The sequence below is a fragment of the Stenotrophomonas sp. KH_029 genome, assembly GCF_057839765.1.
In genome coordinates this window covers 1,853,846-1,867,596 of record NZ_CM174498.1, presented here as the reverse complement: position 1 = coordinate 1,867,596, position 13,751 = coordinate 1,853,846, and the positions used below count along the sequence as shown (strand labels likewise).

Here is a 13,751-nt window from a genome sequence, read left to right as displayed (position 1 = left end):
GCCGTTCACGGCTTGCCCACCTGCAGGCGGTAACTGGTGCTGGCGGCGGCGGTGGGGCCGTCGGCATGCACCGCGCGCACCTCCACCCGATGTTCGCCGGCGGCCAGGTCGGTGGGCAGCGCGCCGCGCCACAGGTGCGGCGACGGGGTCGCCTCGGGCGAACGGTCATAGCCGCGCAGCCGGTCGGCCTGGTCGTCGGCGACGTTTTCCTGCAGCACGCGCGGGTCCGGCTGTTCGACCCGCTTCATGGTCTGCCATGCGCCATCGTCCACGCGGTATTCCACCCGCGTATCGGCCTGGCCCATGAATACATTGGCGTAGACGCCCCAGGCCGGGTAGGCCCCCTTGCGCAGCACCTTGGGGGCGTGCAGCGCGATCTGGTAGTCATCCGGCGCGCGCGCTACGTAGTAGCGCAGGCTGTACTCGCCACCGGGCTTGACCGACAGCAGCGCATAGCCGTTGGGGGTGCCATCGCTCATGGTCGTGTCGGGGATGCCGCTACTGTCCTTGACCCCCGACCAGAACGCCCCACAGGCCGCCCCGACGTTGTACTCGTGCAGCGGCTTGTCGCCCTGCCAGCCCTCGGCGGCGCCATGGTAGTAATGCTGCTGGGTATGGCTGTGGCCACTGAGCACCAGCACGTTGGGGAAACCCTTGAGCAGGGCGAACAGGCGCGTGCGGTCGGCGTGGCGGAAGGTTTGCCGGCCCGGCGCGGCATCGAACAGCGGGATGTGCATGCCCAGCACCACCAGCCGGTCGCGCGGCAGGCCCTTGAGATAGTTGCCCAGGAAGGTGAGCTGGTCCGCGCGCAGCCCGCCGACATAGTTGGGCTTGGCCGTGGGGTCGTAGATCACATCGTCCAGGAACACGAAGCTGGCCCCGCCCTCCTCCACCGCATAGGTGTCCGGGCCATAGACCGCGCGCCAGCTGTCCAGCGAATGGGCATCGCCGGCCGCGTCCATGTCCAGGTCGTGGTTGCCCGGCACGTGGAACCACGGCACCTGCAGCTGCGCGGTGACCTTGTTGATCGCCGGGTACAGGTCCAGGTCGTCGTTGACGATATCGCCCAGGGTGGTGCCCAGCCGCGCCGGGTGCTTGCCGATGATCGGCTCGACGATGGCGCGCTGGTAGTAGTCGATGTCCAGCTTGCTGGCGGTCTGCGAATCGGAGAACACCAGCATCTCGAAGCCGGCGCGCGCCGCCTCGCTGCCCTTGGCCGGTTCCAGCGCGAAATCCCAGTTGCGCACGTTGCTGCCGGTGGCATGGATGCCGTCGTACTTCAGCCGCGGCGAGCCCTGCGGCGCGTAATGCCGCCAGAAGGCCGGCAAGCCGTTGCCGGCGGCCGGGAACCGGTACTCGTCGGGCTTGATCACAAACACCGTCCGGCCTTCGCGCACCGGCAGCGCATAGCTGCCGTCGGCGGCGGTGCGCACGATCACCTCACCGTTGGAAACCTGCACCCCCGCCAGGCCCGGGTCGGTGGGGCCGCGCCCGGGTTTGCCGTCGCGTTCCTGGTAGACCTTGCCGGTTACGGTCACCTCGGCGGCCCAGGCCGGTGCGGTGGTCAACAGCAGGCAGGCCAGCCAGGTTGCAGTGCGGGTCATCGGGTCGGTCCGTTCGGGGTGGGTGATGGAACAGCCGCCTATCATCGCCTGCAGCGCGTTTCACCGGCGTTAAACGGCGTAACTTGCCGGCCTCGCCGTCCGTCCCCGACAGCGTGTCGCCAAAGCTATTGGCGCGTCATCAGGCGTGACGTGCGGCCAGCACCGCCACCGCGTCGTCCAGCGACAAACCGCGGGCGCGCAGCAGCACGATCAGGTGGAACAGCAGGTCGGCCGATTCGCCCAGCAGGGCCGCATCGTCCTGGACCACGCCGGCCAGCGCGGTTTCCACGCCTTCTTCGCCAACCTTCTGCGCGATGCGGCGGGTGCCGCCGTCGAACAGGCTGGTGGTGTAGCTGCCCGCCGGGCGCTGCTGCTGGCGCTGGTGCACCAACGCGTCGAGCCGGCCCAGGAAGTTGCCCGGCGCGCGCGCGAAGCAGCTGTCGCTGCCGGTATGGCAGGTCGGGCCGGCCGGGCGGGCACTGACCAGCAGGGTGTCGTTGTCGCAGTCCACGCGCACGGCGACCACCGCCAGCACGTTGCCCGACGACTCCCCCTTGGTCCACAGCCGCTGTTTGCTGCGGCTGAAGAAGGTCATGTGGCCGGTGGACAGGGTCATCTCCAGCGATTCGGCGTTGGCATAGCCCAGCATCAGCACCGCCAGCGTATCGGCGTCCTGCACCACCACCGGCAGCAGGCCACCACCCTTGTCCCAATCCAGACCATCCAGCGCCTTGCGCGACGGAAGTACCTCAATAGACATCTCGAACCTCGATCTGCTGCTCGCGCAGGAACTGCTTGAGCGCGGGAATGGCGATGGCGCCGCTGTGGAAGACGCTGGCGGCCAGCGCGCCATCGACGTCGGCCTGGTCGAACACATCGGCGAAGTGCTGCATCTGGCCGGCACCGCCGGAGGCAATCAGCGGCACCCCGCACAGGGCGCGCGCCTGGCGCAGCTGGGCCACGTCGTAGCCGCGGCGCACCCCGTCGCTGTCCATGCAGTTCAGCACGATCTCGCCGGCACCGCGCCGCTGCGCCTGCACCAGCCAGTCCAGGGTCCGCAACGGCACCGCCTGGGTCTTGTCCGGGTCGCCGCTGAAACGGCGCACCCGCCACTCGCCGTCGGCCTCGCGCACCGAATCGATGCCGACCACCACGCACTGCACGCCGAACGCATCGGCCAGTTCCTCGATCAACTGCGGACGGCCCAGCGCCGGCGAGTTGATCGAGATCTTGTCGGCGCCGGCGTGCAGCACCCGGCGCGCGGTCTCCACGTCGGAAATGCCGCCGGCCACGCAGAACGGAATGTCGATCAGGCGCGCGATGCGCTCGATCCAGCCGACATCCACCGCACGCCCTTCCGGGCTGGCGCCAATGTCGTAGAACACCAGCTCATCGGCGCCCTGGTCGCGGTAGCGCAGCGCCAGCTCGGCGATGTCGCCCATGTCCACGTGGTCGCGGAAACGCACGCCCTTGACCACGCGGCCGTCGCGCACGTCCAGGCACGGGATCAGGCGGCGGCTCAGCATGCCAGCGCTCCTTCCAGGGTCATGCGTCCTTCCAGCAGCGCCTTGCCCAGGATCGCGCCGCCGCAGCCGACGGCCTTGGCCTGGGCGACGTCATCGGCATCACGCACGCCGCCGGAGGCCTGTACCGCCACGCCCGGCAGCAGGCGTGCCAAGTGCCGATACAGATCGATGTTCGGCCCGGAGAGCATGCCGTCGCGGGCGATATCCGTGCACAGCAGGTGCTGCATGCCGGCCTCGGCATAGCGCTGGGCCAGCACGTCCAGGGTGTCCTCGGCGGTCTCGGTCCAGCCATGCACGGGCAACCGCCAGCGACCGTCATCGGCCTGGCGGGCATCCAGGGCGATGGTCAGCCGTTCCGGGCCGAACTCGCGCAACCAGCCGATCACCGTTTCCGGCTCACGCACCGATACCGAGCCGACCACCACGCGTGCGGCCCCTGCCTCGAGGATGCGGGCGAGATCATCGCGAGAGCGCACGCCACCGCCGGTCTGCACCTTCAGGCCGGTCTGCGACGCGATCGAAGACAGCAGCGGCGCCAGGGTATAACCGCCCGCCCGCGCCGCGTCCAGGTCGACCAGGTGCATCCAGCTCGCCCCGGCCGCGGCGAACGCCCGCGCACGCGGCAGCGGGTCCTCGCCATAGGTGGTCTGCTGGGCGTAGTCGCCCTGCAGCAGGCGCACCACGCTGCCCTGGCGGATGTCCAGCGCGGGATAGACGGTGAAACTCATGTCGGGGGATTCTCGATGAAGTTGCGCAGGATCTGCGCACCGGTGGCGGCTGAACGCTCGGGGTGGAACTGCGCGCCGCTGTAGCGGCCCTGCTGCACCACCGCGGCGAACAGCCCGCCATGGTCGCAGGCGGCCACGGTGTGCTGGCCAAGCGGGGCGGCGTAGCTGTGCACGAAATAGGCGCTGGCGCGCGCCGGCACGCCGTCCAGCAGGGTCGACGGCCGCAACGGCAGCAGGCGGTTCCAGCCCATGTGCGGCACCCGGATACCGGTGGCCGGGTGCAGGTGGCGCACCACCCCGGGCAACAGGCCCAGGCATTCCACATGGCCTTCCTCGGAACCTTCGAACAGCAGTTGCATGCCCAGGCAGATGCCCAGCAGCGGCACCTGCAGTTCGCGCAGCGGCTGCACCAGGCCCTGCGCATGCAGGCGTGCCATGCCATGTGGCGCGGTGCCCACGCCGGGCAGGATCACCTGCGATGCGCCCCGCAGCCCCTGCGCATCGCGCACCAGCCGCACCTGCACGCCTAGCCGCTCCAGTGCATAGCGCACCGAGCCCAGGTTGGCACCGCCGGCATCGATCAGCGCAACCTCGCTCACAGCGCCCCCTTGGTGCTGGGCAGTGCGCTGCCCTGGCGCGGCAGGGCCTGGCGCAGTGCGCGCGCCAACGCCTTGAAGCAGGCCTCGACCTTGTGGTGGTCGTTGTCGCCGCGCACGCTCAGGTGCAGGTTGAGCCCGGCCGCATCGCACAGCGAACGGAAGAAGTGCGGCACCAGTTCGGTGGGCATGTCGCCGACCCGCTCGCGCTTGAACTGGCCCTCGAACACGAAATACGGGCGTCCGCTGAAATCCAGCGCGGCGCTGGCCAGGGTTTCGTCCATCGGCAGGGTGAAACCGTAGCGGCCGATCCCGCGCTTGTCGCCCAGCGCCTCGCGCAGCGCCTGGCCCAACGCCAGGCCGGTGTCTTCGATGGTGTGGTGCTCATCGATGTGCAGGTCGCCCTCGGCCTGCACCCGCAGCGCGAAGCCGCCGTGCTTGCCGATCTGTTCGAGCATGTGGTCGAAGAACGGCAACCCGGTGTGGGTCTGCGGTTCGGCCACCTGGTCCAGGTCGACCTCGACCCGGATCCGGGTCTCCCGGGTGTTGCGCTGTACGGTGGCCCGGCGCGGCGCATCGGCCAGCTCGTGGGCGATCGCGTTCCAGTCCCACTGGCCACCGAACTGCTCGGTGCGCAGCTGGAAACCGCGGATCTTCATGTTCTCGGCGAACTGGATGTCGGTGGGGCGGTCGCCGACCATCGCCGAGCGCGCCCAGTCGATGCTGCGATCCTGCAGGTAGGGCAGCATCATGCCGATGCCCGGCTTGCGGGTGGGCGCATTGTCGTGCGGCCAGCTGCCATCGATGAGCACGTCACGGAACACGATGCCCTGGCTGGCGAAGATCTGCAGCATCAGGTCGTTGGGGCCATCGAAACTGGCCTGCGGATAGCCTTCGCTGCCCAGCCCGTCCTGGTTGCTGACGATCACGAACTGGTAACCGGCGTCGCGCAGCTTGAGCATGGCCGGGATCACATCGCGCACGAAGCGGATCTTTTCGAAGGCGTCGATCTGGAAATCGGCCGGCTCTTCGATCAGGGTGCCGTCGCGGTCGACGAACAGGATGGGCGTCATGCCGCCACCCTCCGCGCCGCCAGTGCGGCCAGCACCCGGTCGTTCTCCGCCGGGCAGCCGATGGTGATGCGCAACGCGTCGTCCAGCTGCGGCGCGGCGCGCTGGTCGCGCACCACCACGCCCGCCGCCAGCAGCGCCTCGAACGCGGACTGCGCATCGGCAAAGCGCACCAGCAGGTAGTTGCCGTGCGAGGGATACACCCGGGTCACGCCCGGCAAGGCCGCCAGGCCCTGCTGCACGCGGCTGCGCTCGGCCTTGACCTGCGCCACCCGCGCGGCGGTGAGCTGCAGGTTGCTGTCGCTGAGCCCGGCCAGGGCCAGCTCGGCGCACGGGCCGGGGATCGGGTACGGGGCCTGGCAGCGGCGCAGCAGCTGGATCAGCGCCGGGCTGGCGATCAGGCTGCCGATCCGCGCCGCGGCCAGTGCATGGGCCTTGGACAGCGTGCGCAGCACGGCGATATTGTCGTGGCTGGCCAGCAGCGATACCGCCGACGGCAGCGCCGAATACTCGGCATAGGCTTCATCGACCACCACCAGCGCCCTGCCCCGCAGCGCCGTGGCCACCCGCTGGATCTGCTCAAGCGCGATCACGCTGCCGGCCGGATTGGACGGCGAGCACAGGAACACCAGCTTGGCGTTGCCGGCCAGCGCAGCGGCGATCACCGCGTCGATGTCGGCACCGAGCGCGCCGCCCTCCTCGCGCAACGGCACTTCCAGCAGCGGCGCGTTCTGCAGGCGTGCGCAGACCGCATACATGCCGAACACCGGCGGGGTCACCAGCACCGCATCGCGGCCGGGCACGCACAGGGCGCGCACCAGCAGGTCGATCGCCTCGTCGCTGCCGCGGCCGATCAGCAGCTGTTCGGGGCTGCAGCCATACAGGCCGGCCAGGCGGGCGCGCAGGGCCGGCGGCTGCGGGTCGGGATAGCGGCGGGCGCGTCCGTCGTGGTCGGCCGGATTGGCCCAGGCCGACTCGTTGGCATTGAGCCAGACATCGCCCACCAGCGCGCTGCTGCGCGCCGAGCAATAGCCGGCGAACGCCCGCAGGTCCGCGCGCACCAGCGACAATACCGTTTCGTTCGTGCTCATGCGGCCACCTCCATGCGCAGTGCCACCGCGTTTTCGTGCGCATCCAGGCCTTCGGCACGGGCCAGCACGCGCGCGCAGCCGCCGATCGCGGCGATGCCCTGCGCGGTGGCCGACTGCACGCTGATCAGGTTCTGGAAACTGGCCACGCTGACCCCGCTGTAGGCGCGCGCGGCACCGGCGGTGGGCAGCACGTGGTTGGTGCCGCTGCAGTAATCGCCCAGGGCTTCGGGGGTGTAGTCGCCGAGGAACACCGAGCCGGCCGCTTCCACCTGCGCCAGCCAGTCGCGCGGTGCGCGCAGGGCCAGGATCAGGTGTTCGGGCGCATAGCGGTTGCTGATCTGGAATGCCTGCGCCAGCGAGTCGACCAGGATCAGCTGCGAGGCCTGCAGGGCCTGGGCGGCGATCGCCGCACGCGACAGCCGCGCCAGCTGCACCTGCACCTGCGCCTGCACCTGTGCCAGCAGCGCGGCGTCATCGGTCAGCAGCAGCACCTGCGAATCGGGGCCGTGCTCGGCCTGCGACAGCAGGTCGGCGGCGACGAAGGCCGGGTTGGCGCCGGCATCGGCAATCACCAGCACCTCCGAAGGACCGGCCGGCATATCGATCGCCGCCGCACCATCGCGCGCCACCTGCTGCTTGGCCTCGGTGACGAAGCTGTTGCCCGGGCCGAACAGTTTGTCGCAGGCCGGCACGCTGTCGGTGCCATAGGCCATCGCCGCAATCGCCTGGGCGCCGCCGAGCTTGAACACGCGGTGCACACCGGTCAGCCGCGCGGCCACCAGCACCGCCGGATCGGCGCTGCCATCCTTGCGCGGCGGGGTGCACAGCACCACTTCGCGGCAGCCGGCCAGCTGTGCCGGCACGCCCAGCATCAAGGCGGTCGAGGGCAACGGCGCACTGCCGGCAGGCACGTACAGGCCGACCCGGCCGATCGGCCGCACCACGCGTTCGCAACGAACCCCGGGCGCGGTCTCGACCGCATAGCCCTGGCTCATCCCGGCCTGGTGGAATACCCGGATGCGCGCGGCGGCATCGACCATCGCCTGGCGCAGCTCGGCCGACACCGCCTGTTCGGCGGCGGCGAACTCGGCCTCATCCACTTCGAACGAGGCCGGTGCCACGCCATCGAAACGCAGGCTGATTTCGCGCAGCGCGACATCGCCATCGGCGCGCACCGCCGCGATCAGGCCGGCCACCGCCTCGCTGGTGCGTGCCGCCACCGCCTGCACCGGGCGCTGCAGCACCTGCGCCTGGGCATCGGCGTCCAGGCCGGACCACTGCTGGACATTCATCGACAGTGCGTTCATGCCAGCGACCGCTCCACGCTCAACACCATCAGGCCCTGCGCGCCGGCACGCTCCAAGTCTTCCAGCCGCTGCCAGGTCAATGCGCCGTGGCACATGGTCTGCAGGCGCGGCTGGCCGCCATCGTCGGGCAGCTGCACCAGCGGATCGGCATCGGGCAGCAGCCGGGACAGTTCGGACACCCGGTCGCGCTCGGCGCGGAACATCAACAGCTTGCTGTCGCGCACCTTGACCACGCCATCGAGCCGGCGCAGCAGCATCGCCATCAGCCCGGCGCGGGCATCGTCGGGGGTGCGCACCGGGCCGGCCAGCACCGCCTCGCTTTCCAGCAGGGTTTCCACCGGCTTGAGCTGGTTGGCCGCCAGGGTGGCGCCGCTGGAGACCAGGTCGCAGATCAACTCGGCGGTCCCCAGCCGCGGCGCGATTTCCACCGAGCCGGACAGTTCCACCACCTGGGCATCCACCCCGCGCGCGGCCAGCCAGTCGGCCAGGATCGCCGGGTAGCTGGTAGCGATGCGCTTGCCGGCCAGTTGTTCCACCCCGCTCCACTCCCATTCCTCGGGCACGGCCAGCATCAGCCGGCACTGGCCGAAGTTGAGCCCGCGCAGCGCCTGGTAGGCATCGGGCAGGCCGATCCGGCGGCGCGCGGCGCCCTGCTCGTCCAGCTCGTTGCGGCCGACGATGCCGAAATCGCAGACGCCGTCGGCGATCAACCCGGGGATGTCGTCGTCGCGGACCAGCAGCAGGTCCACCGGCAGCGATTCGCCGTAGCAGAACAGCTTGTCGCGACTCTGCCGCCAGCTCAGGCCGCAGGCGGTCAGCAGGCTGCGCGCCGGCTCGGCCAGCCGCCCGTTCTTCTGGATGGCGATACGCAGCCGGTCGCGTGCCGGGGCGGTCTGGGTTGCACTCATGGGGCGGGTCTCTACTTGGATTCGGCGGACGTGGGCGTAGCGGTGGCGGCAACAGCGGCGGCATAGCCGCCGTGGCCGTGTTCCAGCGAGCGCGCCACGCGCCCGGTGGTGGTCACGCTGACCCCGGTCAATTCATGGATTTCGCGGTACGGCACGCCCTGTTGCAGCAGCGGCACCACCTTCCAGCGGTCGGCCAGCGCCTCCAGCTCGGCCGGGGTGCACAGGTCGCGCAGGAAGGCGGTGACCTGCCCGGCGCCGGTCAGCGCGGCGAAGGCCTCGGCCAGGCAGGCCAGGTCGGCCTGGGCATCTTTTTCGCGGGGGATCGGACGTAGTTTCATTGTATCAATGTAATAGCGTGCTAATACATTAGCGCAAACCTGGGCCCGGGGTCAAACCGGCCACCGGAGGCGGGATGGCCCGGTTCAGGCAGGGAAAACGCACAACGCCCGCGCAGGGCGGGCGTTGGGGCGTAGTGGGCATCTGCCGCCGATCCCTGGCGGTGTGTGGTGCAATCGCCGGCCGTCCGTACCGGCCAACGGTCGGTACCTACCGGCAGCGCACCTCGGCGCGCAGGGCGCCGCTGCGCAGGCACTCGCCGAACAGGCTGCCCTTGCGGCTGGGAATCTGCTGCAGGGCCTCCAGCGGCCCGGCGCGGCCGCGGCATTTCTGCATGGCCAGGCCTTCCAGGTCCAGCTCCAGCGGATTGCGCTGCTGCGCATCCCGGTAGCCCAGCTGGCAACGATCGGCCACCAGCTGATAGTGCCCCGGACCGATCCGCCGGCTGTGCAGCGACAGATCGCTCTGGCAGCCGGCCAGCAGGAGCGCCAACAGCGCCCCCACCCTCAGCCGCTTCACGGCATGACCTTGGCCTGTTCCAGCTCGACCTGCAGGGCGCTGGCCAGCTCGTCGCGGGAGACTTCGAACTGCTGCTCGCGCAGCAGGTCCTTGACCGCCACCACGCCACGCGCCAGTTCATCCTCACCGGCCAGCACCACAAAGCGGATCCCCGCCTTGGCCGCGTACTGGAACTGCTTGCCGATCTTCTTCGGCTCCATCTGCACTTCGGCATTGATGCCACCGGCGCGCAGGCGGCGGGCGATGTCCAGCGATTGCGGCAGGCTGGCATCGTCCATCAGCGCCACCAGGGCGTGCACGCTGCTGTCTTCGATACCGGCAATCAGCCCGGCCTCGCGCAGCTGCCAGAACAGCCGGGTCAGCCCGATCGAAATACCCACGCCGGGCAGTTTGGACTTGCTGTAATGACTGGCCAGGTCTTCGTAGCGGCCGCCCGAACAGATCGAACCGATCTGCGGGTGGTCGGTCAGCGTGGTCTCGTAGACGGTGCCGGTGTAATAGTCCAGGCCGCGCGCGATCGAGAAGTTCAGGCAGTACGCGGTCTCCGGCACGCCCAGCGCCTTGACCAGCTCCAGCACTTCGCGCAGCTCGGCCACGCCCACCTTCAGGGTGTCGCTGGCGGCAGGATCGGCCAGCAACGCATCCAGCTGCGCCAGCGCATCGGCGTGGCTGGACGAGCGCACCGCCACGAACGCCAGGATCCGCTCGACCTGCCCGGCCGGAATCGCAAACCCTTCGCCCACCAGCGTGTCGCGCACGTAGTCGGCACCGCGCTTGTCCAGTTTGTCCACTTCGCGCAGCACCGCCAGCTGGCGCTCGCCATCGGCCACGCCCAGGCTTTCGAAGAAGCCGCGCAGCAGCTTGCGGTTGTTCAACTGCACCGAGAAATCGCCGATGCGCAATTCGGCGAACACCGCGTGGATCACCGCCAGCACCTCGGCGTCATAGCGGGTGCTCAGCGTGTCCTTGCCGATCACATCGATGTCGCACTGGTAGAACTCGCGGAAGCGGCCGCGCTGGGCGCGCTCGCCACGGTAGACCCGCTGCATCTGGTAACGGCGGAACGGGAAGGTCAGGTCGTGCTCGTGTTCGGCCACGTAACGCGCCAGCGGCACGGTCAGGTCGAAGCGCAGCGCCAGCTCGGGCAGCGCGTTGTCGCCGGTCTCGGCGGCGTTGGCCAGCGCGCCGGTGGACTGCACGAAATACACCTGGCGCTCGGTCTCGCCACCGGACTTGGTCAGCAGCACGTCGGACAGCTCGAACACCGGGGTTTCCACCGGCAGGAACCCGAACCGCTCGTAGTTGCGGCGGATGACGTCCAGCATGCGCTGGAACGCGATCTGCTCGCGCGGCAGCAATTCCATGATGCCGGGCGGCGTACGGGGCTTGATCACTTGCGGGACTCCTGCGGAACGGGGGAATGGGCCAGTTGCATATTCTAGCCGCAGCCGGGCGCGCCACCGCGATGGCGCGTGCAGCCCGGGCAAACGGCGGCATGGCGTATCATGGGCACGCCCCGCTCCCTGGTTCGACATGACCCGGCCCCACCCCGGTACCGCGCTCTCCGCCGTTGAAGACCCTGCCACGCCGGGCTGCTCGCCGCTGCGCGACTGCCTGCACTGCTCGGTCCGCCATCTGGCGGTGTGCTCGGCACTGGCCCCGGAGGAGGTACAGGCGCTGGAACGGGTCACCGTATCGCTGCCGCTGCCGCTGGGCGCCACCCTGGCCCGTGCCGGCGAGCCGCGCCAACATGTCTATACCTTGACCGGCGGCGCATTGCGCCTGGTCCGCACCCTGTCCGACGGCCGCCGCCAGATCAGCGGCTTCGTGCTGCCCGGCGACTACCTGGGCCTGACCGGCAGCGACCACCACCGCTACGACATCGAGGCGATCGCCGACAGCCGGGTCTGCCGGGTGGCGCTGCCGCAGATGAAGGACCTGCGCGCGCGCTTCCCGCACCTGGAACGCAAGCTGCTGCAGCGCGCCTGCCAGGAACTGGACGACGCCCACGACGCGGCGCTGTCGCTGGGCCGCCTGCAGCCGGCCGAGAAGCTGGCCGATTTCCTGCTGCGGCTGGCCGCACGGCAGGCGCGCCTTGGCGAAAACGGCCTGCGCGTGACCCTGCCGATGGGCCGCGGCGACATCGCCGACCATCTCGGCCTGACCATGGAAACGGTCAGCCGCACCTTCACCAAGCTGCGCCAGCAGGGCCTGATCGCCCTGCCCCATCTGAACACCGTCGAGATCCTCGACGAAGACGGCCTGCGCCTGCTGTCGGCCGACGAGACGTACTGAGCGGCACAACCCTCTACTCGTAGGGTGGCACTCTTCCTGCCACTGCAATTGCTGTTGCTGTTGCTGTTGCTGTTGCTGTTGCTGTTGCTGTTGCTGTTGCTGTTGCTGTTGCTGTTGCTGTTGCTGTTGCTGTTGCTGTTGCTGTTGCCCGCGATCTTGATCTACCTCCCCCTTGGAGCGAGCCGAGCATCGCAGCGGCGGCAAGGGCGAAGAGGTGCGGGTGTCTGAGCGTAGCGAGTTCCGCACCGTCCCTTGCCGACGCGAGAAGCGCAGGGAACCGGCAGGCGTAGCCTGACGGCGAGCGGACGGGGGCGTGTTCTTTGGTTACTTTCTTGCACGAGCAAGAAAGTGACTCGCGCCCCGAAGGGGCACGAAACGCTTTTGAAGTTGAACTTCTCCGCGAAGCGGAAAAGCAGCAGCATCCGGCCAACGGCCGGCACTACAAGAAGCAAGAAAAGTTATAGCCCCCTAGCCTTCCAGCAACACCTCACGCAACGCCCCATACTCCGGCGCGCAGGCCTGCGCACTGGCCGGGCGCTGCAACAACGCCTCCAGCGACGCCGGTACCGCCAGTGGCTGCCCGATCAACGGCTCCACCACCGACTCGAACTTGGCCGGGTGCGCGGTCGCCGCCACCGCCCAGTCGCCCTGCACGCCTTCGCCGCGCAGCTTCTCCAGCAAGGCCACCGCCGTGGCGGTATGCGGGCAGAACACTTCACCGGCCTGCGCCCAGCGCCGCGCAATAAGCTCGCCGATGGCCGCATCGTCTACCGCCTCCACCCGGAAATCGGCACGCAAGGCCGCATCGTCGTCGGCGTACAGCCAGCGCAGCCGCTCGAAGTTGCTCGGTGCGCCCACGTCCATCGCATTGGCCACGGTGGCCACGCTGGTGCGCGGCTGGTACTGGCCGCCGGCGAAAAAGCGCGGCAGCACATCGTTGGCATTGGTCGCCAGCGCGATGCGGCCCAGCGGCAGGCCCATCGCCCGCGCCAGCACGGCGGCCATCGCATTGCCCAGGTTGCCGGTGGGAACCACCAGGTTCAGCACATTGCCGGTAGCGGCGTGGTGTTCCAGCGCGGCATGCGCGTAGTAGCTCATCTGCGGCAGCCAGCGGCCCAGGCTGATGCTGTTGGCCGAACTCAACGGCACCTGCGCCTGCAACTGGCGGTCGCCCAGCGCCTGCTTGACCATCGCCTGGCAATCATCGAACGCGCCGGCCACGCGCAGGGTGCGGATGTTGTCGCCAAAGCAACCCAGCTGGTGCGCCTGCCGCGGCGATACCCGGCCATCGGGATAGAGCACCACCACCCGGATGCCGGGCTGGCGATGGAAGGCGGCCGCCACCGCTGCACCGGTGTCGCCGGAGGTGGCCACCACGATCGTCAGCGGCTGCCGCTGGTCGCGCTGCAGCCGTGCCAGGCTGGCGGCAAGGAAGCGCGCGCCAAAATCCTTGAACGCGGCGGTCGGCCCATGGAACAACTCCAGCACATGGTCGCCGGGGCTGGACAAGGCGCGCAGCGGCGCGGGGAAATCGAAGGCCTGCGCGCACAGTGCCGGCAGCGCCCCGGCCAATGCATCACCGGCGAAGTACGGCGCCAGCACGGCAGCGGCATCGCGCGCCAGGCTGCCTTGCCGCTGCCAGGGCTGCGCCAGCGGGCGGAGCCGGGGAACGTACAGGCCGCCGTCGGGTGCCAGCCCGGCGGCAATGGCCTGGCTCAGTGAAACAGCGGGCGAAGCATGGCGGGTGGAAACGAAATTCATCGCAGGTCCT

General features: G+C 69.5%; 15 protein-coding genes. 2 read left to right on the top strand and 13 right to left on the bottom strand.

Annotation, left to right across the window (positions count from 1 at the left end):
- Positions 1 to 5: 5 nt before the first annotated feature.
- The 12 genes from AC3ITM_RS08680 to hisS form a co-directional block, all read right to left on the bottom strand.
- Positions 6 to 1,604: a calcineurin-like phosphoesterase C-terminal domain-containing protein gene (locus AC3ITM_RS08680; RefSeq protein ID WP_489269802.1), complete on the bottom strand. Its 1,599-nt coding sequence runs from the start codon at positions 1,602 to 1,604 to the stop codon at positions 6 to 8.
- A 139-nt stretch (positions 1,605 to 1,743) separates the two neighbouring features.
- Positions 1,744 to 2,364 carry a bifunctional phosphoribosyl-AMP cyclohydrolase/phosphoribosyl-ATP diphosphatase HisIE gene (gene hisIE, locus AC3ITM_RS08675; RefSeq protein ID WP_489269801.1) on the bottom strand — a complete coding sequence of 207 codons (621 nt, stop codon included), beginning with the start codon at positions 2,362 to 2,364 and terminating at the stop codon, positions 1,744 to 1,746.
- On the bottom strand, positions 2,354 to 3,130 hold the full coding sequence (gene hisF / locus AC3ITM_RS08670; protein ID WP_489269800.1) for an imidazole glycerol phosphate synthase subunit HisF: 777 nt from the start codon (positions 3,128 to 3,130) through the stop codon (positions 2,354 to 2,356). The genes hisIE and hisF overlap by 11 nt, the downstream gene beginning before the upstream one ends.
- Positions 3,124 to 3,858, bottom strand: coding sequence for a 1-(5-phosphoribosyl)-5-[(5-phosphoribosylamino)methylideneamino]imidazole-4-carboxamide isomerase (gene hisA / locus AC3ITM_RS08665; protein WP_489269799.1), 735 nt, complete (start codon positions 3,856 to 3,858; stop codon positions 3,124 to 3,126). The genes hisF and hisA overlap by 7 nt, the downstream gene beginning before the upstream one ends.
- On the bottom strand, positions 3,855 to 4,457 hold the full coding sequence (gene hisH / locus AC3ITM_RS08660; RefSeq protein WP_489269798.1) for an imidazole glycerol phosphate synthase subunit HisH: 603 nt from the start codon (positions 4,455 to 4,457) through the stop codon (positions 3,855 to 3,857). The genes hisA and hisH overlap by 4 nt, the downstream gene beginning before the upstream one ends.
- Positions 4,454 to 5,527, bottom strand: a complete 1,074-nt coding sequence (gene hisB / locus AC3ITM_RS08655; protein ID WP_489269797.1) for a bifunctional histidinol-phosphatase/imidazoleglycerol-phosphate dehydratase HisB — start codon at positions 5,525 to 5,527, stop codon at positions 4,454 to 4,456. Before hisB ends, hisH begins: the two co-directional genes overlap by 4 nt.
- Entirely contained in the window at positions 5,524 to 6,615 is a 1,092-nt protein-coding gene (gene hisC, locus AC3ITM_RS08650) for a histidinol-phosphate transaminase (protein ID WP_489269796.1), read from the bottom strand. Before hisC ends, hisB begins: the two co-directional genes overlap by 4 nt.
- Complete coding sequence (gene hisD, locus AC3ITM_RS08645; protein WP_489270061.1) at positions 6,612 to 7,907, bottom strand: histidinol dehydrogenase; 1,296 nt, start codon at positions 7,905 to 7,907, stop codon at positions 6,612 to 6,614. The genes hisC and hisD overlap by 4 nt, the downstream gene beginning before the upstream one ends.
- A gap of 11 nt (positions 7,908 to 7,918) precedes the next feature.
- A complete protein-coding gene (gene hisG, locus AC3ITM_RS08640) occupies positions 7,919 to 8,830 on the bottom strand; it encodes an ATP phosphoribosyltransferase (RefSeq protein WP_489269795.1) in 912 nt (303 codons plus the stop codon).
- A gap of 11 nt (positions 8,831 to 8,841) precedes the next feature.
- Positions 8,842 to 9,168, bottom strand: a complete 327-nt coding sequence (locus AC3ITM_RS08635) for a YerC/YecD family TrpR-related protein (protein WP_489269794.1) — start codon at positions 9,166 to 9,168, stop codon at positions 8,842 to 8,844.
- Between the two features lie 208 nt (positions 9,169 to 9,376).
- Positions 9,377 to 9,685 carry a hypothetical protein gene (locus tag AC3ITM_RS08630; RefSeq protein WP_489269793.1) on the bottom strand — a complete coding sequence of 103 codons (309 nt, stop codon included), beginning with the start codon at positions 9,683 to 9,685 and terminating at the stop codon, positions 9,377 to 9,379.
- A complete protein-coding gene (gene hisS / locus AC3ITM_RS08625; RefSeq protein ID WP_489269792.1) occupies positions 9,682 to 11,079 on the bottom strand; it encodes a histidine--tRNA ligase in 1,398 nt (465 codons plus the stop codon). Before hisS ends, AC3ITM_RS08630 begins: the two co-directional genes overlap by 4 nt.
- A gap of 139 nt (positions 11,080 to 11,218) precedes the next feature.
- Here hisS and AC3ITM_RS08620 point away from each other — a divergent pair, with 139 nt between their 5' ends.
- Together AC3ITM_RS08620 and AC3ITM_RS08615 are read left to right on the top strand one after the other, a co-directional pair.
- Positions 11,219 to 11,980 (top strand): helix-turn-helix domain-containing protein, encoded by a 762-nt coding sequence (locus AC3ITM_RS08620; protein ID WP_489269791.1) that lies wholly within the window; start codon positions 11,219 to 11,221, stop codon positions 11,978 to 11,980.
- A gap of 54 nt (positions 11,981 to 12,034) precedes the next feature.
- Positions 12,035 to 12,208 (top strand): hypothetical protein, encoded by a 174-nt coding sequence (locus tag AC3ITM_RS08615; protein WP_489269790.1) that lies wholly within the window; start codon positions 12,035 to 12,037, stop codon positions 12,206 to 12,208.
- 240 nt (positions 12,209 to 12,448) lie between these two features.
- Here the strand turns inward: AC3ITM_RS08615 and thrC are convergent, their stop codons facing one another.
- Positions 12,449 to 13,741: a threonine synthase gene (gene thrC, locus AC3ITM_RS08610; RefSeq protein ID WP_489269789.1), complete on the bottom strand. Its 1,293-nt coding sequence runs from the start codon at positions 13,739 to 13,741 to the stop codon at positions 12,449 to 12,451.
- Positions 13,742 to 13,751 lie beyond the last annotated feature (10 nt).